The sequence below is a fragment of the Epibacterium sp. HA2-3 genome, assembly GCF_055693725.2.
The window spans coordinates 509,646-528,360 of the sequence record NZ_CM172490.1; the positions used below are offsets into that span (position 1 = coordinate 509,646).

The 18,715-nt window shown below is 60.9% G+C and carries 14 protein-coding genes; 3 read left to right on the plus strand and 11 right to left on the minus strand.

Annotated features, from left to right (window positions below):
• Positions 1-45: 45 nt before the first annotated feature.
• On the plus strand, positions 46-1,011 hold the full coding sequence (locus ACZ1HH_RS02465; RefSeq protein WP_487320356.1) for a nucleotidyl cyclase domain-containing protein: 966 nt from the start codon (positions 46-48) through the stop codon (positions 1,009-1,011).
• A 2-nt stretch (positions 1,012-1,013) separates the two neighbouring features.
• On the opposite strand, the gene ACZ1HH_RS02470 is transcribed toward ACZ1HH_RS02465, so the two are convergent.
• From ACZ1HH_RS02470 to ACZ1HH_RS02485, 4 genes are all read right to left on the minus strand, one after another.
• Positions 1,014-1,484: an EF-hand domain-containing protein gene (locus tag ACZ1HH_RS02470; RefSeq protein WP_472637221.1), complete on the minus strand. Its 471-nt coding sequence runs from the start codon at positions 1,482-1,484 to the stop codon at positions 1,014-1,016.
• 105 nt (positions 1,485-1,589) lie between these two features.
• On the minus strand, positions 1,590-2,243 hold the full coding sequence (locus tag ACZ1HH_RS02475; RefSeq protein WP_416367952.1) for a DUF938 domain-containing protein: 654 nt from the start codon (positions 2,241-2,243) through the stop codon (positions 1,590-1,592).
• Positions 2,243-3,328 carry an NAD(P)/FAD-dependent oxidoreductase gene (locus tag ACZ1HH_RS02480; RefSeq protein WP_011537838.1) on the minus strand — a complete coding sequence of 362 codons (1,086 nt, stop codon included), beginning with the start codon at positions 3,326-3,328 and terminating at the stop codon, positions 2,243-2,245. Before ACZ1HH_RS02480 ends, ACZ1HH_RS02475 begins: the two co-directional genes overlap by 1 nt.
• A complete protein-coding gene (locus ACZ1HH_RS02485; protein ID WP_044027012.1) occupies positions 3,325-4,272 on the minus strand; it encodes an aldo/keto reductase in 948 nt (315 codons plus the stop codon). Before ACZ1HH_RS02485 ends, ACZ1HH_RS02480 begins: the two co-directional genes overlap by 4 nt.
• 117 nt (positions 4,273-4,389) lie before the next feature.
• Between ACZ1HH_RS02485 and ACZ1HH_RS02490 the strand changes: the two genes are divergently transcribed.
• Complete coding sequence (locus ACZ1HH_RS02490; RefSeq protein ID WP_416367953.1) at positions 4,390-4,998, plus strand: CDP-alcohol phosphatidyltransferase family protein; 609 nt, start codon at positions 4,390-4,392, stop codon at positions 4,996-4,998.
• Positions 4,999-5,266: 268 nt separating this feature from the next.
• Here the strand turns inward: ACZ1HH_RS02490 and ACZ1HH_RS02495 are convergent, their stop codons facing one another.
• From ACZ1HH_RS02495 to xdhA, 7 genes are all read right to left on the minus strand, one after another.
• Positions 5,267-6,343 carry a BMP family ABC transporter substrate-binding protein gene (locus ACZ1HH_RS02495; RefSeq protein ID WP_011537841.1) on the minus strand — a complete coding sequence of 359 codons (1,077 nt, stop codon included), beginning with the start codon at positions 6,341-6,343 and terminating at the stop codon, positions 5,267-5,269.
• Positions 6,344-6,460: 117 nt separating this feature from the next.
• On the minus strand, positions 6,461-7,381 hold the full coding sequence (locus tag ACZ1HH_RS02500) for an ABC transporter permease (RefSeq protein WP_011537842.1): 921 nt from the start codon (positions 7,379-7,381) through the stop codon (positions 6,461-6,463).
• Positions 7,381-8,463, minus strand: a complete 1,083-nt coding sequence (locus tag ACZ1HH_RS02505; RefSeq protein ID WP_011537843.1) for an ABC transporter permease — start codon at positions 8,461-8,463, stop codon at positions 7,381-7,383. Before ACZ1HH_RS02505 ends, ACZ1HH_RS02500 begins: the two co-directional genes overlap by 1 nt.
• A gap of 117 nt (positions 8,464-8,580) precedes the next feature.
• Entirely contained in the window at positions 8,581-10,101 is a 1,521-nt protein-coding gene (locus ACZ1HH_RS02510; protein ID WP_472637222.1) for an ABC transporter ATP-binding protein, read from the minus strand.
• On the minus strand, positions 10,098-11,033 hold the full coding sequence (gene xdhC, locus ACZ1HH_RS02515) for a xanthine dehydrogenase accessory protein XdhC (RefSeq protein WP_472637223.1): 936 nt from the start codon (positions 11,031-11,033) through the stop codon (positions 10,098-10,100). Before xdhC ends, ACZ1HH_RS02510 begins: the two co-directional genes overlap by 4 nt.
• Positions 11,023-13,371, minus strand: coding sequence for a xanthine dehydrogenase molybdopterin binding subunit (gene xdhB, locus ACZ1HH_RS02520; RefSeq protein ID WP_487320357.1), 2,349 nt, complete (start codon positions 13,369-13,371; stop codon positions 11,023-11,025). The genes xdhC and xdhB overlap by 11 nt, the downstream gene beginning before the upstream one ends.
• Complete coding sequence (xdhA, locus tag ACZ1HH_RS02525; protein ID WP_472637224.1) at positions 13,368-14,771, minus strand: xanthine dehydrogenase small subunit; 1,404 nt, start codon at positions 14,769-14,771, stop codon at positions 13,368-13,370. The genes xdhB and xdhA overlap by 4 nt, the downstream gene beginning before the upstream one ends.
• Before the next feature lie 405 nt (positions 14,772-15,176).
• Here xdhA and dnaE point away from each other — a divergent pair, with 405 nt between their 5' ends.
• A complete protein-coding gene (gene dnaE, locus ACZ1HH_RS02530; RefSeq protein WP_416367960.1) occupies positions 15,177-18,677 on the plus strand; it encodes a DNA polymerase III subunit alpha in 3,501 nt (1,166 codons plus the stop codon).
• The last annotated feature ends 38 nt before the right edge of the window (positions 18,678-18,715 follow it).

Below are 18,715 nucleotides of genomic sequence, written 5' to 3' on the forward strand. Positions count from 1 at the left end.
GTGTTGCGGCGCCTCTGAACAGGGCGTCGGAGGTTAAAAAAGACAGTGATCCTGAGTAAGTTCCTAGCTGTGGTTGCGGATATACCCGCGCGCTATCTCGACTCGATTACCCGTGGCTTTTGTGTTGCGTTGCTGCTGGGGCTTGCGGTCAAAAGCGTGCTGCTGTCACATTGGGCGCTGAGTGCCATCCTTGTTGTGTTGGCGGGGATCATTCTGGTGAACATCATCGCGCTGCACCTTGAGCGCGAGGCCTTCATTCCATTGTGGATGCTTGTCACCGTATTGACCGCCACCGTGATCCTGACCACCTGCTATGTCGGCCTGTCCGGCGCAACCTGGATGTTCCCGACCCTGGTTGGGTTGAGGTTTGCGGCGCCCCCCTCGCAATACCAACCCGCGCGGCTGGTGCTGATCGCGGTTGTGCCACTGGTGGTGCTTTTGCAGGGCGATCCGGGCAACGCGGCGCGTCTACTGGCGGCGGGGCTCATCACCTCGGCCTACCTCTGGCTCGCCGAGGGGGAGATCGTGTCGCTGCGTTCGAGGCTGGATGGCGACGATGGGCGCGATCCGGTGACACGGGCCTTTTCCCGCGCGCGCATGGAACAGGACAAGTCAATGATCGCATCCTATGCGCCTGTCGGTCTGGTCGTGGTGCGCCTCGATGGATTGATGGATCTGCGGGTGCGGGGCGAAGGCGCGCGGGCGGATGACATCATGGCCTCTGTTGCGGCCGCGATCATTCCTCTTCTGAGCACCCGAGAGCGGCTCTACCGGCTAGGTGGCAGCGAATTCCTGATCGGCCTTGCGGGCTGGAGGGCATTTGAATGTTTCGAGCTTGGTCAAACTGTCTGCAAGACTGTGCAGCCACATTTGCCGAAAGGGATCAGGGCCAGAAGCGGCGTCGCAGAGGTCACCACGCCGCAGGACTTTGATGCAGCGCTCGATCTGGCATCATCCATGGTGTCCAAAAGCGGGGATCTGGGGCGCAGCGTGTTGTCCACAGCACTCTAAGCCTAGCGTGCCATATCCCTATCCGAAACGATGCCATCGCCGTCCCGATCAAGGCTCTGAGCGAAGCGGTCGGAATGGCGGTGAAACTCCCGCCTCGAGATCAGGCCATCCGCATCCGAGTCGGCAAAAGTGAAGGCGTCAATCCGGCCCGGGCTGGCCCTGTGCTCCTCATAGTCCTGACCCATTTGGCGGAAGCGGGTTCTGGTCTCTTGAAGCGAGCGATCAAACTCGTCCGCATCGATAAACCCATCGCCGTCCCGGTCGATCTGCTCGAACTGCTGATTGCGCACCAGGGCGACTTCGCTCACCGTCACCGCGCCATCGCCATCAAAATCTAGGCTCGCCAGAAAATCCGGATCTGCTCCTGCCGTCTGCGCGCCGAGGGTGGTGGCAACCAGACAGAGTATAGCCAGCGTCAAAACGCGTGGCCCGGATGGCGCAGACGCGACAAAGGAAGGGAGGGGCTGGGCCATGAGACACCTTGCAGTTGTTGCTTGTGTTGCTTGGCTCTGAGTTAAGCGCGCAGGTCCCGGTTTTTGAGGGGTTCCTGTTACAAAAGCGTCATTTTTTCAATCGGCTCATGTAGGGGAGAAGACCAGACAGAGGTTGTTTGCGGGCATGTCCTTGGGCGGTGCCATCTGCAATCCGGCTTCGGCGGCCCAGATCGAGACGGTTTCGACGTTCTTGTAGCCGATGTCAGGGTCATGCTCTGTGAGGGCTGCGTGAAACGCTTTGTCACCTTCGCTCACCAAAAGGCCCTCGCGCGAGAAGGGGCCATAAATCAGCAAACGTCCAGAGCGTGTCAGCGCGGTGGCCGCTTCTGACAGCAAGTTTTGGGCTTCGGTGTTGCTGATCAGGTGTAAGAGGTTCGAGAGCACAATCAGATCAAAGGGTCCGATCAGCGCGCCCCATCCCTCTGTGGTGGCATCCAGCGCCGCGGCGGGTGCGATGTTCGTGAGACCGGCCTCACTGGCATAGGCATCAATGCTGGCGCGTCTGCTCGGGTCTATGTCGCTGGGATGCCACGCAATGTCTGGCAAGGCGCGGGCATAGCCAATCACGTGCTGGCCGGTGCCACTGGCGATTTCAAGCGCCCGGCCCCGCTGGGGCGCATGCTGGGACACGATTTGAAGCAGGGGCTCCAGATTACGCGCCGCAGAAGGGGCAAAGAGCTTGCCACCCTCACTTTGCTCGGCGACCGAAGCCTGGCCCGGGACGGAACGAAAGGGCATCAGCGCAACCTCGCAGGATCAAGAGCGTCAATGATGTGAGGAGCGATCTCTGGGCGCTGCCCTGTCATCAGGTCGCGCAGTAGCCGGGCCGAGGCAGGGGCGCTTTGAAACCCGTAGCCACCTTGGCCCGCGTACCACCAGAATCCGGGATGATCCGGATCCTCGCCAATAACCGGCACACCGTCGGGAGCGAAACTGCGCAATCCGGCCCAGCTGGTTTCGAGCCGTGTAACGGGCGTGGTCACCATCTCCTCGTAGCGCGCAAGCCCCTCCGCCAGTACCATGTCATCCGCCCAGGCGTCCTGTGGAGGCAGGGGATCAGCATCCGCAGGCGAAACCAGAAGCTTGCCCGCTTGGGGTTTGGCGTACCAGGCCTCTCCCACGCCCATGAGCATAGGCCAGTTGGCGACGTCTCGACCCTCTGGGGCAGGCAGTTGCGCGATGGAGCGGCGTTTGGGCTGGAGCCCGATCGGAGTGACCCCGGCGGTTTCTGCGATGATGTCTGCCCAAGCCCCGGCAGCGTTGACGATCTGGCGGGCCTCATATTGGGTGTCGCGGGTTTCAACGCGCCAGCCCTTGTCGGTGCGCGAGATCGTCATCACCTCCTGTCGCAAGACCGTTTGGCCACCCTGCCGGCGCAGGTCTTTGGTCCAGTCTCCCATCAACCGGTCGGTGTCGATGTCGGTTGCCGTGTCATGAAGCGCAGCAAAGGCGACGACCTCCCGGTTCAGGATCGGCACCCGTGCCAGCGCATCGTTGATGGGAATCTCCTGAAGATCGAGTTCCGCAAGATCTGCATCAAACGCTGCGCGTTGATCCGCGCGCCCAACGAGCATCAGTCCGCGCGGGCTGAGATATGTCTCGCGCCCCTCGCCGGGGGCCTCGAAAAAGGTGCGGCTGGCCCGCGACAGTGCCTTGATGGCAGGAGGGCCATAGTCCTGCTCAAACATCGCGGCAGAGCGCCCGGAGGCGTGGTAGCCAAGCACCTCCTCGCGTTCCAGCACCACCACCTGATGCGATGGCGACAAATGTGCCGCTGCACCAAGCCCGGCCACTCCGCCGCCGATGATCAGAGTGTCTATCATGCTTCTTCGAGCCGGTCCGTGGCGGGGGCCGGGCGGGGGCTCAGGGCTTCGATACGCGCATAAAGTTCTGGAGACATGTCAAATTCCGTGGCCTTGAGCGAGGGCGCAAGCTGGGTTGCGGAACGTGCCGAGAGGATCGGAGCCGGGCGCGCGGGGTGGCCTGCGGCCCATGCGACTGCCAGCGTCGCGGGATCGGTGCCAAGATCCTCGGCCAAGTGCAGAAGATCGGAGGCTGTCCGGTGCATCCAATCCTGGCCATAGCGGGCACGATAGTTTTCATCCTCGCTCAACCGACCTGTGCCGCCTTGCGCATATTTCCCGGTCAAGAGCCCGCCGCCCAGCGGCGAATAGGGTACGGGCAAAATCCCCTGGTCGGCACACATCGGCAGGATTTCCACCTCGGCCTGTCGTTTCACCAGCGAGTACATCGGCTGTAGCACGTCAATCCGGAGGCCCAGTCGCGCCGCGAGAGCAACGGCTTTCATGACCTGCCAGGCGGCGAAGTTTGACAGGCCAACATGGCGGATGTGCCCTTCCTGTTTAAGTTCGGCAAAACAGGTCAGCGTGTCCTCGAGCGGGGTTTCAGGGTCAAACCGGTGCAAATACAGAAGATCCACCTGATCGAGCTTCAGGCGCTGTCGGCACTGATCGAACTGCGCTCGCATATTCGCCGCGCTGGCGCCGCCGGTGAAGCCAACCTTGGTCGCGACATAGAGGCTCTCGCGGTCCTTGGCGATCAACTGACCGAGGATCTCTTCGCTGGCGCCCTCGGTATAGAGCCACGCGGTATCAAAATGGCGCAGACCTGCTGCGCGGCAGGCCTCATACATTTCGGCAGAGGCCTGCGCATCGGCGCGTCCGCCAAATTGCATGCAGCCAAAGGCGAACCGGCCAACGTCATGGCCATCAAGGGTGGTGAGCGGGGGGCAAGTCTGAGCAGTCATGCGCCGGAGACTGACACGCAGACCGGGCGCGCGCAACGCAGAGTTTGGCCTGATCATCACGACGCGGCAGCGGCAACGTGAGTGGATGTTTCACCGTCTAGCGGTTAGATCTGGATCATGTTTGATGCCAAGATCCGCCCCCTCATCGACCCGTTTCTGAATGCGCAGGGCGCCCGGCTTGCCGCGCGCGGCGTCACGGCCAATCAGGTCACCCTTGCCGGGCTTGGTCTTGGGCTTGCGTCAGCCGGGCTGATCGCAGTTGGCCTGACCTGTTGGGCGCTGGCATTCCTGTTGGCGTCACGGATGGCGGATGGGCTGGATGGAGCCGTGGCCCGTCAGCACGCCCCAAGTGATTTTGGTGGTTACCTCGATATTGTCTGTGATTTTGTATTCTACGGCGCTGTACCGCTTGGATTTGTGGCGCTTGCCCCCGAAGCAAACGGATTGGCCGGGGCGTTCCTGTTGTGCAGCTTTTACGCCAATGGAGCGAGTTTCCTGGGCTATGCCGTGCTCGCTGAAAAACGCGAAATGAAGACCTCTGCGCGCGGGGTGAAAACGCTCTACTTCACCGGGGGGCTCCTTGAGGGTGCAGAAACCATCGGCTTTTTTGTGGTTCTGTGTCTCTGGCCCGACGGGTTTGCGCCACTGGCCTATGTGTTTGGAACCCTGTGTTTCGCGACGGCTGCATCGCGGGTCGTATTGGCCGCAAAGGTGTTCTCGGCCTGAACAGCTGCACCGTTTCGCGCCGCCCTGGGTCTGGGCCCTGATTTATTCAGGATCTCTTGGGACTGGCGACTGCCACCACAGCGCGTGCGGATGCAGAATTGGCGGAACGTGCGGTCTGCGCATCTGGCGCTGCGTCGGAGCATGTAGTTCGTTAGGGACGCCTCGAATGTGCCAAATTCCGCAACCCGGCGATACCACAGACGGCCCCCGACAAAAAAGACCCGCCTGTGCTGGCGGGTCTTTCAAGGTCTCAGGTGACGATCGCCGATTATTCGGGGATCGTGCCTTCGATGCCTTCAACGTAGAAGTTCATGCCAGCAAGGGTGCCGTCGTCCGCAGTTTCACCTTCGGCGAGGAACACCGAGCCGTCCTGCTTTTTCAGCGGGCCGGTGAAGGGGTGGTATTCGCCAGAGGCGATCGCGTCCTTCAGAGCCAGCGCTTCGGCTTTGACGTCTTCAGGAACCGCATCGGTGATCTCGCCAATGCCGACCATGCCCGGGCCGATACCGTCCCAGGTGTCGACAGACGTCCAGGTGCCGTCCATGACCGCTTTGGTGCGCGCGATGTAATAGGGCGCCCAGTTGTCGATGATGGAAGAGACGCGCGGCTTGGGCGCATACTCTGCCATGTCGGAGGCCTGACCAAATGTGATCACGTTGCCTGCGGCCTGCGCTGCGGCTTGCGGGGCGGTGGAGTCTGTGTGCTGCAGAATGACATCTGCGCCCTGCTCGATCAGCACCTTCGCAGCGTCCGCTTCCTTGGCGGGGTCAAACCAGGTGAAGGCCCAGACGATCTTGAACTGCACGTCGGGGTTTACTTTCTTGGCGTGGATATAGGCCGAGTTGATGCCGCGAATTACTTCCGGGATCGGATAAGAGCCAATGTAGCCGATGATGTTGCTCTCGGTCATATGACCCGCAATAACGCCTTGCACGGCGCGACCTTCGTAGAACCGGGCCGAGTAGGTCGACACGTTTTCCGCGCGCTTGTAGCCGGTGGCGTGTTCGAATTTCACGTTCGGGAACTTCTTGGCGACATTGATGGTCGGATCCATGTACCCAAAGGAGGTGGTGAAGATCAGATCCGCACCCTGAAGAGCCATCTGCGTGATCACGCGCTCGGCGTCTGGGCCTTCGGCAACATTTTCAACATAGACGGTTTCAACCGCGTCGCCGAACTCCTCGACAACCGCCTTGCGGCCCTGATCGTGCTCGTAGGTCCAGCCGCCATCTCCGACGGGGCCAACATAGACAAAGCCGACTTTGGTTTTGTCCTCGGCCAGCGCGCCACCGGCGGCCAGACCCAGTGCAACCGCTGCACTGGCAAGAAGTTTGGTGAGTTTCATGTGATGGGTTCCCCCTGATTGGTTCCATGTTTGAATGTCCGCCCCGGTTCGATCCGAGACTGGACAGGTCTTGATCGGCGCAGGCAAACACCCCGCACCTGCCATAGGCCTCCGACGTCAGCGGGAGGCGTGAAAACTCCGGCCAAGCGACGCTGGCGCGCTGCTCTTGTCGGCGGAAAGAATGACGAGCACCAGAATAGTGATCAGATACGGCGACATTGCCAGATATTCCACCGGGATAGCAACGCCCGCCGCCTGAAGATTAAGCTGCACCACGGTCACACCGCCAAAAAGATAGGCACCCAAAAGCGCGCGCCATGGCTTCCAGCTGGCAAAGACTACCAGCGCCAGTGCAATCCAGCCAATCCCGGCCGTCATGCCCTCGGTCCATTGCGGGACGCGGATCAGGCTGATGTAGGCCCCGCCAAGCCCCGCGCAGGCACCTCCAAATAGGATCGCAAGCGTGCGGATCTTGACCACCTTGTAGCCCAGTGCATGCGCCGCGTCGTGGTTTTCACCCACCGCGCGCAGGATGAGGCCAACGCGGGAGTATTTGAGCACTGCCCAAACCGCAGCCGTGAGAGCAATCCCGAAATAGAGCACGACATCATGGCCAAATAGGATTCGGCCAACCACGGGCAGATCCGAGAGAAGAGGAATGTCCACGCGCCCCATCTGAGGAGGTTTCACGCCTACGTATCGCTGCCCCATGAGCGCGGACAGGCCGAGCCCAAATAGCGTCAGCGCCAGACCCGAGGCCACCTGGTTGGCCAGCGCCACCTGGGTCATGATCACGAACAATAGCGACAAGAGCGCCCCGGCCGCGGCCGCGGCGACAAATCCCAATAGCGGAGAGCCCGTCTCGACCGCGGTTGCAAACCCGGCAATAGCCCCGACGATCATCATACCTTCAACGCCGAGGTTCAGAACGCCGGATTTCTCCACCACCAGCTCGCCGATAGCGGCCAGCAGCAACGGGGTCGCCGCCACCATCAGGGAGGCGATGAGAAGGACTGGATTGATAGCAGACAGATCCATCAGAGCGCCTCCGGCTTGCCAATTGCGATGCGGTAGTTGGTGAGCAGATCAAGCGCCAGCAAGAAGAACAACAGCATGCCCTGAAACACCTGAATGGCCGACGAAGGCAGGCCGAGATTGCCCTGCGCAATGTCGCCGCCAATGTATGTCAACGCCATCAAGGCGCCTGCCAGCAGGATACCCACCGGATGCAGGCGCCCCAGAAAGGCCACGATGATCGCGGTAAACCCGTAGCCCACGTTGAAATCGATGGAGACCTGGCCCGAAGGCCCAGAGACCTCGAACATGCCTGCAAGCCCTGCCAGAGCGCCAGACATCCCAAGGCAAAACAGAACCAGCCGGGCGGGTTTAACGCCTGCAAACCGGGCCGCCCGCGGTGCTTCGCCGGTCAGGCGGATGTGATATCCGAGCATATGCCGGTTCAGCAGCACGTAGGAGAAAATCACCGCAATCATCGCCGCGACAACACCCCAGTGCATGCCGGTTCCGGCAATCAGTTCAGCGTTGTGGGCGCTCTCGTATTGTTGCAGGTTGCGCGATCCCGGAAAGCCAAAGCCTTCGGGGTTTTTCATCAACCCCAGCGACATGGATGCAAGCAACTGCTCGGCCACATAGACCAGCATCAAGGATACGAGGATTTCATTGGTGCCAAAACGGGTTTTGAGCACCGCTGGAATCATCGCCCAGGCCCAGCCCCCTAAGGCACCCGCCAGAACCATCAGCGGAAAGATCACCCAGGAGTCCGTGGGATAGAACGCCAACCCCACACCTGCGCCGGTCAAAGCACCGATGATGTATTGCCCTTCGGCGCCAATGTTCCAGATCCCCGCACGAAACCCAAGGCTCAGTCCGATTGCGATCAGAACCAGCGGAGCGCCCTTAACCAGAAGCTGCGGGCGATAATAAAAGGCGAACTCGCCAAACAGTGGCTCCCAAAAGATCGTTCGGATTGCCTCGACGGGGTTTTTGCCGAGGGTCGCGAACAACAGCCCTCCCATCACCATTGTCGCAAGCACCGCCAGCAGCGGTGTCGCCATGGACCACACCCGCGATGGCTGCGGTCGTTTCTCTAGCCGGATCATCCCTCTTGTCCCTCTTGGCCGGATCTTTGTGTTCCGGTTCTTTTCATCTTCTTCCAAATATCCCCGCCGGAGGCTTCCGCCCCGAGCGTCACTTCCCCAAAGTCCGCGACAAGTGCGCTACACATGCGCCACTTCCATGCCATGTGCACCGCCCATCATCAGGCCGATCTCATCCACCGTCAGCTCCCCCGTGGGGCGCGGGGCGGACAGACGACCCTCATTGAGGGCGGCGAAATTGTCGGAGATTTCCATCAGCTCATCGAGATCCTGACTGATGCAGATCACCGCAGTCCCCTGCGCGGCAAGATCAAGTAGCGACTGCCGTATTGCCGCCGCCGCCGCCGCATCCACGCCCCATGTGGGCTGGTTCACGATCAGGACCTCGGGGCGCTGCAGCACCTCACGGCCAATGACGAACTTCTGCAAATTCCCACCAGAGAGCGAGCGCGCCGCGTTCTCCGGTCCCGGTGTGCGCACATCAAACGCCTTGATGATCTTCTCTGCAAAGGACTTGGTCGCCCCCCATTTCAAAAAGCCGTTCTGCTCCAGCCCCTCGCGCACCGACCCGGTCAAAAGCGCATTTTCGGTCAGGCTCATATCCGGCGCGGCGGCATGGCCCAGGCGCTCTTCGGGAGCACTGAGGACACCAAGAGCGCGGCGCGCGGTTGGGCCCATTCGCCCGATGGGCTGGCCGTCGAATTTCACCGCGTCGCGGGCTGTGGTCACCTCACCCGACATCACTGACAGCAGCTCGTCCTGCCCGTTGCCTGCAACACCACCAATGCCAAGGATCTCGCCCCGACGCACGGTCAGGTGCACATTCTTCAACGCGGTGCCAAATGCCGAAGGCGCGGGCACCGAAAGGCCAGAAATATCCAGTGCCACATCACCAAAGCTGCGCGCGCCGCGTTCCGGCGTCTTGAGCGCGCTACCCACCATCAGTTCTGCCATCTCGCGGGCAGAGGTGTCGCGCGGCACGCATTCGCCCACATTCTTGCCGAGCCGCAGGATCGTCGCGTGGTCGCAGAGCGCGCGGATTTCTTCGAGCTTGTGCGAGATATAAAGGATCGAGGTCCCTTCGGACTTCAGCTTGCGCAGGGTCTCAAAGAGGATCTCCACCTCTTGCGGTGTCAGAACCGATGTCGGCTCGTCCATGATCAGAAGCTTTGGATCCTGCAGCAGGCAGCGAATGATCTCCACCCGCTGACGCTCGCCCGCCGAAAGGTCTCCGACCGTGCGGTAAGGATCGAGCGGCAGCCCATAGGCTTCGGACACCTCACGGATCCGGGCCGCCAGATCACGCAGCGCCGGTGGGTTCTCCATGCCAAGGGCAATGTTTTCTGCCACATTCAGCGCATCAAATAGCGAAAAATGCTGAAATACCATGGCAATGCCGTCTGCGCGCGCTTGACGCGGCTCGGAGGGCTCATAGGCCGCTCCGCGCAGGGTCATGCGACCGGAATCCGGTTTCACGAGGCCATAGATCATCTTCACGAGTGTCGATTTTCCGGCACCGTTTTCACCCAGAAGCGCATGCACCTCGCCTGTGCCGATGGTGAAGGAGACCTGGTCATTGGCGACGACGCCGGGATAGGCCTTGGTGAGGCCGTCAAGGGTCAGAAGGGGAGGCGTGCTCACGCGCTATGCTCCTTTTTCAAGTCCAAACGCTGCGAGAGCGCCATGAGTTCTGCCGCCACGCCGATGGCGATGGCATGTGGATGTTTGCCCAGTTCGGGCATGCCGATCGGGCAGGTAAGGCGCGCGATCTGCTCCGGGCGATGGCCAAGCGCTGTAAGGCGCGTACGAAACCGAGCCCATTTGGTCTTGGATCCGATCAGCCCTGCAAAATCAAACCCATGCCCCAACAGCCGGTGGCATAGCGCCAGATCCAGCTGATGGGAATAGGTCAGGATCAGATGATAGGCTTCCGCAGGTGCATGTGGCACCAGACGGTCCGGCTCCTGCGCGGGTAGGGCCGTGACGGAAGCGGGGATCTCCTGCGGGTACTTTGACCGCATCACATCGACCCAGGTGATCGCGTAATCCGGCAGAGGTGCCAGCACCTCAACAAGCGCACGCCCCACATGGCCGGCGCCCCAGATCCACAAGGGTCGCGTCGCGCAGGCGACCGGTTCGATCATCCAGCCAGCAATCAATTGTGGCGCTGGCGCAAGCCCTTGCGCGCGGGCTTGGTTCAGGATCCGGCTTACCGCCAAAGGCTCCGGTCCGGGAGCCACCGCCCGTGAGATCACTTCGCCTGTGAGCTGCGCGATGCTTACTTCGGTGTAGACTTCGCTCAACAGGGTGACAGCGCCCCCGCAGCATTGCCCCAGATCTGGGCCCAATGCATGCGTCGAAAGCCGGTATGGCGCATCCTGACGTCTTGCGGCGTCTGCGGCTTCAAATTCCAGCGTCCCACCGCCAATGGTGCCAGATTGCCCGCCGTCCCAAACCAGCATGGCTGCACCGACTTCACGCGGTGCGGAGCCTTTGACCTCGGCCACCACCACGCGGATCACCCGACCATGGGCCTCTACGGCCGCCTTTAGCGCTTCGACGTCAAACCCCATGGCGTAGTGTCTCTGTTGCCCGCCAGATCTCTTCCGCCGTCGCAGGCGCGTTCAAATGTGGATACCCTTCGCCGAAACGAGACACCGCATCCGAGAGCGCAAGCCAGGCCGAAATGCCCAGCATAAACGGTGGCTCGCCCACCGCTTTGGAGCGATAGATGGTCTCTTCGCGGTTTGATCCGTCATAGAGCGCCACGTTGAACACATCGGGCCGGTCAGAGCAGGCCGGGATCTTGTAGGTAGATGGCGCATGGGTGCGAAGCCGCCCGGTCTCGTCCCAGACCAGCTCTTCGGTCGTGAGCCAGCCTGCGCCCTGAACATAAGCGCCTTCCACTTGTCCGATATCGAGTGCCGGGTTCAGCGAGGCGCCCGCATCATGCAAGATATCGGCGCGCAGAATGCGGTTTTCGCCGGTCAGCCGGTCGACCACCACTTCGGTGATCGCTGCCCCATAGGCGAAATAGAAAAACGGCCGTCCGGCTCCCTTGATCCGGTCCCACTCCAGCGAGGGCGTTTTGTAAAACCCCGTTGCCGAGAGGCTCACCCGGCCCGTGTAACACTGCATCGCCGCCGCCTCAAAACTGATCCGTTCAGAGCCGATGCGCACCTGATCCTTCTCAAACGAAACTGCGGATTTCGGCTGTTGATAGACTTCGGCCAGATGCGCCGCCATGCGGTCGCGAATGGTGTCACAGGCGGCTTTCACCGCCATCCCATTGAGATCAGAGCCCGAGGAGGCTGCGGTGGCCGAGGTATTTGGTACCTTTGCGGTGTCAGTCGCTGTGATTTTCACCCGCCCGAGGTCGACCCCAAAACGTGCAGCCGCCACTTGGGCCACCTTTTGAAACAGCCCCTGTCCCATCTCGGTGCCGCCATGATTGAGATGGATGGAGCCATCCTGATAGACGTGCACCAAGGCGCCCGCCTGATTAAGGTGGGTGAGCGTAAAGGAGATCCCGAATTTCACCGGTGAGAAGGCCAGGCCGCGCTTCAAACGGTCATGGCGCGCGTTCCAGGCCGAAATCTCCGCCTTGCGCGCGGCATAATCGGCGGATTTCACGAGCTGCGCGGTCATCTCATGCAGCTCGAAATCTGTCACTTCCATGCCATAGGGAGTGGTATTGTCCTTCTCTTTTCCAGAAATATCCCGGGGGGAGGTCGCTGACCGGGGGGCAGAGCCCCCTTTGGACGCAAGGGGGGCGGCATAGTAGTTGCGTAGCCGCAGCTCGACCGGATCCATCCCCAAGACCTGTGCGGCATGATCCATCACCCGCTCGATGCCGACCATGCCTTGAGGGCCGCCAAAGCCGCGATACGCTGTGGCGCTTTGCAGGTTGGTTTTCAGCCGATGGCTCTCAATGCGGATCGCAGGGATTGCATAGGCGTTGTCCGCATGCAGCATGGCGCGATCTGCCACCGGTAGCGACAGGTCCTGCGCCCAGCCGCAATTGACCAAATGAGTGAACTCGACGCCCGTGATCCGCCCTTCTGCGTCAAAACCGGCGCGATAAGAGATCCGGAACGCATGGCGCTTGCCGGTGATGGTCATGTCATCGTCGCGGTCATAGCGCATCTTGCAGGCCTTGCCGGTGAGGCGCGCGGCTACGGCGCAGGCCACTGCCAGCGCATTGCCCTGGCTTTCCTTGCCGCCAAAGCCGCCGCCCATGCGTCGGGTCTCGACCCGGACTGCGTGCATCGGCAGTCCAATCGCCTCGGCCACCTTGTGCTGGATTTCGGTTGGGTGCTGGGTGGACGAATTGACGATCATGCCGCCATCTTCTTGCGGCAGCGCCAGCGCCGCCTGACCTTCGAGATAGAAATGCTCCTGACCACCAATGTCGAAGCTGTCTTCGATCACATGCAAAGAGGCCTGAATGGCTGCGGGGGCGTCGCCTTTCTCATAGATGCGCGGGCCGTCTTCAAAGCGGCTGTCTGCTGCCAGTGCCGCCTCCACACTCAAGAGCGCGTCGGTTTTGCGGTATTCGATATCGCCCTTGCGCGCCGCAACGCGTGCGGCGCGATGAGAGGTGGCAACCACCAAAAAGACGGGCTGACCGAGGTAGTGCACCTCGCCCTTGGCCAGGAGCGGCTCATCATGGGCTGAGGGAGAAACATCATTGTCAAAGGGCAGATCCTCCGCGGTCAGCACTGCCACCACACCGTCCGAGGCGTGAACCTCGGCAAGGTTCATCGCGGTGATGGAACCGCTGGCGATCGGCGCAAGACCAAAGGCCAGATGCAGTGTGCCCTTGGGGGTGGGGATGTCATCCACGTAGCGGGCCTTGCCCGTGACGTGCAGGGCGGCGGCATCATGGGGCAGGGGGGTGGACACACTCATGGCTGGACCTCCAGCACATGTTCCGGCGCGCCGTTCAGGTCGGAGAAGTAGCGCCGGAGCATATTGCGTGCGCAGTCGAGCCGGTAGGCGGCAGACGCGCGCATATCGCTCAGGGGCGTGAAATCGTGATCAAACGCGGCCTGTGCAGCCACAACGGTCGCCTCTGTCCAGGGGCGACCGACCAATGCCTCCTCGACGTGGGTGGCGCGTTTGGGAATGGCCGCCATCCCGCCAAAGGCGATCACAGCAGCCGTGACATTGCCGTTCACGACGGTCACATTGAAGGCGCCCAGCACCGCCGAGATGTCCTGATCAAACCGTTTTGAGAGCTTGTAGACCCGCAGGCTGTCGGGCTGCCGGTCAAAGCTCACGGCTTCGATGAATTCGCCGGGCGCGCGGTCCTGCTTGCCGTAGTCTATGAAGAAATCCTGCAGCGGCAGGCTCCGGCGCATGTCGCCCTTGCGCAGATGCAGTGTGGCGCGCAGGGCGATGAGCGCGGGAGGGTTGTCCCCGATGGGAGAGCCATTGGCGATATTGCCCCCAAGCGTGGCGGCCGCGCGTACCTGTTGGCTGGCATAGCGGCGCAGCATCTCGGCATAGGACGGGTGCAAGGGCGCAAGGGCGGCGCGCAGGTGGTTCATATCGGCCATGGCACCGATGCGCACCTCCGCGTCGCTGATTGTGATCTCCTTGAGGTCGCGACAGCCGTCCAAAAAAATCACATCCCGCAGCTGGCGCAGATGCTTTGTGACCCAAAGCCCCACATCAGTGGCGCCAGCAATCAGCGTGGCCTCGGGTCGCGCTGCGTAAACTCTGGCCAGATCATCCGAAGAGCAGGGACGCAGGGCGTTTAGGGGCTCTGCCCCCCGGTCTGCGTCCTCCCCCCGAGGTATTTCTGAAAAGGTGAAACTGCGATCCTGCGCGATATGATCAGGGACGGGCGCGTCCTGAGCGGCCTCGGCAGCACGGATGATCGGCGCATAGCCGGTGCAACGGCAGAGATTGCCGGCAAGCTGATCGTCATGGTCTGTGGCGCCATTTGTATGCGCGGTGACCATCGACATCACAAATCCTGGCGTGCAGAAGCCGCACTGGCTGCCGTGATGGTCGATCATCGCACGCTGAACCGGATGCAGCGTGCCTATTGGTGCTGCGACACCTTCCACGGTGCGCACGGATTTGCCATGCAACTGAGGCAGAAAGAGAATGCAGGCATTGAGCGCCTTGGCGCCGCTCTGATCAGTCACCATGACCGTGCAGGCCCCGCAGTCGCCCTCGTTGCAGCCTTCTTTGGTGCCGGTGAGGCCGCGCTCTTCTCGCAGCCAGTCCAGAAGCGTCGTGGTGGGGTCCGGTTTCGCAAGCGAGACCTGTTCACCATTGAGATGAAAGGTAATCGTCATCTTGAAAAGCCCGTCGCGGTACCCGGTTGTCCCATGCGGCGCGGCCCTCGATGCGACGTAGAAGGCCTGCGGGAGTATTGGTGGATGATGCGCCCAGCTTGTGTGGCCCGATCAATCAAAGCAAGAACAATGGCGGAAGGCATCTTGAGGCTATCCTTTGGGTGCGGGGTGGGGAGCAGCAAAGATTGCGTGGTTATCGGTTGATTTGTAACAATTTTACGCGTCGCGCGCTACGGGTGAGTTCGCCTTTGGGATAAAGAGTTTTAGGGAAAACCAGAAAATCACTGCAAATAAATTGGGCGTGCGCGGGCACTCAGGTGACTTTTGGCCACGCGCGAAGAGGGGCGCAATGTCGCCGTCAGATCACATCTTTCGCGCCACCCCGCGTGAGGGTACGGTCTGCCCATGACAGCTCATCCCCGATTCATTCACCTGCGCACCCATACCGAATACTCTCTGCTGGAGGGGGCGGTTCGGCTTAAGAAACTGCCGGATCTGTGCAAGGCCAACCAGATGCCTGCAATTGCTATCACCGACACCAACTCGATGTTCGCGGCGCTTGAGTTTTCCGTGACGCTTTCGGGGGCAGGCATCCAGCCGATCATTGGCTGCCAGGTTGATCTTACGTTTGAAAAGTCTGATCCCGGCGAGAAGCCGAAGTTTCCTGCACCGGTGGTGCTTTTGGCGCAGGATGAGACCGGGTATGAGCATCTCATGCGCCTGTCGTCCTGCCTCTATGTTGATAATGGCGGGCAGCTGCCGCAGGTCTCGCTTGAGGAGCTTGAGGCGAACGCAGGCGGGTTGATTTGCCTGACGGGGGGGCCGGAAGGCCCGATTGGCAAGCTCTTACAGCAAGGGCAGCGCCCGGCGGCCGAGGCACTGATGCAGCGCCTCAAAGGAATGTTTCCGGATCGTCTTTATGTGGAGTTGCAGCGCCATCCGGGCGAGGACGGCCAGCCCGAAGCGGAAACCCTGACCGAGCGGGGCCATGTGGAGATGGCCTATGCGATGGATCTGCCGCTGGTGGCCACCAATGACGTCTATTTCCCCAAAACAGAGATGTATGAAGCGCATGATGCGCTGATCTGCATTGCCGAGGGTGCCTATGTTGATCAGGCAGAGCCGCGACGTCGTCTGACCGCTCAGCATTATTTCAAGAGCCAGGAGGAGATGATCGCGCTGTTTGCGGATCTTCCGGAGGCGATTGAAAACACCGTGGAAATTGCGCAGCGCTGTGCATTCATGGCCTATCGCCGCGACCCCATCCTGCCCAAATTCGCAGACGACGAGGTGGACGAACTGCGCCGACAGGCCAACGAGGGCCTGCAGCAGCGCCTCGCGGTGATCCCGCATGCGGTTCCGGTCGAGAAATATCAGGAGCGGCTCGATTTTGAACTCGGCATCATCGAGAGCATGGGCTTTCCCGGCTACTTTCTGATCGTTGCCGACTTTATCAAATGGGGTAAGGAACAGGGGATCCCGGTGGGACCCGGGCGGGGCTCGGGCGCGGGTTCGCTGGTGGCCTATGCGCTGACGATTACCGACCTTGACCCGCTGCGCTACAGCTTGCTGTTCGAGCGCTTCCTGAATCCCGAACGGGTCTCGATGCCCGACTTCGACATCGACTTTTGCATGGATCGCCGCGAGGAGGTGATCAAATACGTGCAGCAGAAATACGGCCGCGACAAAGTGGGGCAGATCATCACCTTTGGTGCGCTTCTGTCCAAAGCGGCGGTGCGCGACATTGGTCGTGTGCTGCAGATGCCCTTTGGACAGGTGGATCGACTGTCGAAGATGATCCCGGTCGAAGGCGTGAAGCCCGTCTCGATTGAGAAAGCCCTGCAAGATGAACCGCGCCTCGCTGAAGAGGCGCGCAACGAACCGGTGGTGGACCGGCTGCTTACGTATGGTCAGCAGGTCGAGGGACTGTTGCGCAATGCCTCCACCCACGCGGCGGGGGTTGTGATCGGGGACCGGCCTCTGGATGCGCTGGTGCCGCTCTATCAGGATCCGCGTTCGGACATGCCTGCAACCCAGTTCAACATGAAGTGGGTGGAGCAGGCCGGATTGGTGAAATTCGACTTTCTCGGTCTCAAGACGCTCACCGTGATTGAAAACGCGATGAAGCTGATTTTCAAATCCGGGCGCGACCTGCATATCGGGGCTGACGGCACCGAGTTATATGAACCCGCAGAGGGGGCGGAGAACCAGATCAACCTGATCCCGCTCGATGATGAGGTTACCTACAACCTCTATTCACGCGCCAAGACGGTCGCGGTGTTCCAGGTGGAATCCACCGGCATGATGGATGCGCTGAAGCGCATGAAACCCACCTGCATCGAGGACATCGTGGCGCTTGTGGCGCTCTATCGTCCGGGGCCGATGGAGAATATCCCCGTCTATTGCGAGGTGAAAAACGGCCAGCGCGAGATTACCTCGGTGCATCCGCTGATTGACCATATCCTCGAGGAAACCCAAGGCATCATCGTGTATCAGGAACAGGTGATGCAGATTGCCCAGGTGATGGCGGGCTATAGCCTCGGCGGTGCGGATCTCTTGCGCCGTGCGATGGGTAAGAAAATCAAGGAGGCGATGGACGCCGAACGCCCGAAATTTGAAAAGGGCGCGGCCGAAAACGGCGTCGACAAGAAAAAAGCCTCTGAGGTTTTTGACCTTCTGGAGAAATTCGCCAACTACGGCTTCAACAAGTCCCACGCCGCAGCCTATGCGGTGGTGTCCTATCAGACCGCGTGGCTCAAGGCGAACCACCCGGTCGAGTTCATGGCCGGTGTCATGAACTGCGATATTCACCTCACTGAAAAGCTCGCGGTGTACTTCGAGGAAGTGAAAAAGGGGCTGCAGCTTCCCTATGTGGCGCCGGATATCAACCGTTCGCTTGCCACCTTTGACGTGGTCGACGGGGAACTGGTCTACGCGCTGGGCGCGCTCAAGAACGTGGGCGTTGAGGCGATGAACATGATCGTCACGGCGCGTGGCGACAAACCCTTTGTGAACCTCTATGATTTTGCGCGCCGGGTGGATCTGAAACGGGTTGGTAAACGCCCGCTCGAGATGCTGGCGCGCGCCGGGGCTTTTGACGTTCTGGATCCCAACCGCCGCCGCGTCTTTGAAAGCCTCGAAGGGTTGGTGCAATACTCCGCCGCTATTCAGGAACAGAAGAACTCCAATCAGGTGTCGCTCTTTGGCGAGGCGGGCGATGACCTGCCGGAGCCGCGCATGGCCGGGGTGCCCGATTGGCTGCCGGCGGAACGGCTGAGCGAAGAGTTCAAGGCGATTGGCTTTTATCTCACGGGGCATCCACTGGATGACTACATGCCTGCCCTCAAACGCAAGGATGTGATGACGCTCGATGAGGTCATGGCGAAGGCCGAGCGCGGCCCGTTCATGGCCAAGATGGCCGGGGTCGTGGCCGGACGTCAGGAACGTAAATCCGCGCGTGGCAACCGTTTTGCCTTCGCGCAGCTTTCAGACACCACCGGTGCTTACGAGGTGACGATCTTCTCTGATGTGCTCGAGAAAAGTCGAGACCATCTGGAGACGGGCTCCAAGGTGGTGATCACCGCCGAAGCTACGATGGAAAGCGATCAGCTGAAGCTGTTGATGCGTTCGGCGGGGCCGGTGGATTCTGCGATTGCGGATGCGGGGCGCTCCAGTTTGCGCGTCTATCTCGAGAGCGCCTCTGCGGTGGCAACCGTGGCGACCGTGTTGGAGGACGCCAAGAAGGCCGCCAAAAACGCCAGCCCCGGTGAGATCTATGTCTACCTGCAAGATCCGGCGCTGCCCGGTGATGTGGAAATGGACCTTGGCCAATTGTTCCCCATCAACCCGCAGATCAAAGGCGCGCTCAAGAGCCTCGAGGGGGTGATGGACGTGGAGGAAATTTAACCCTCTCGCTGGTTCGGCATCAATTTTTGCTGACCAAC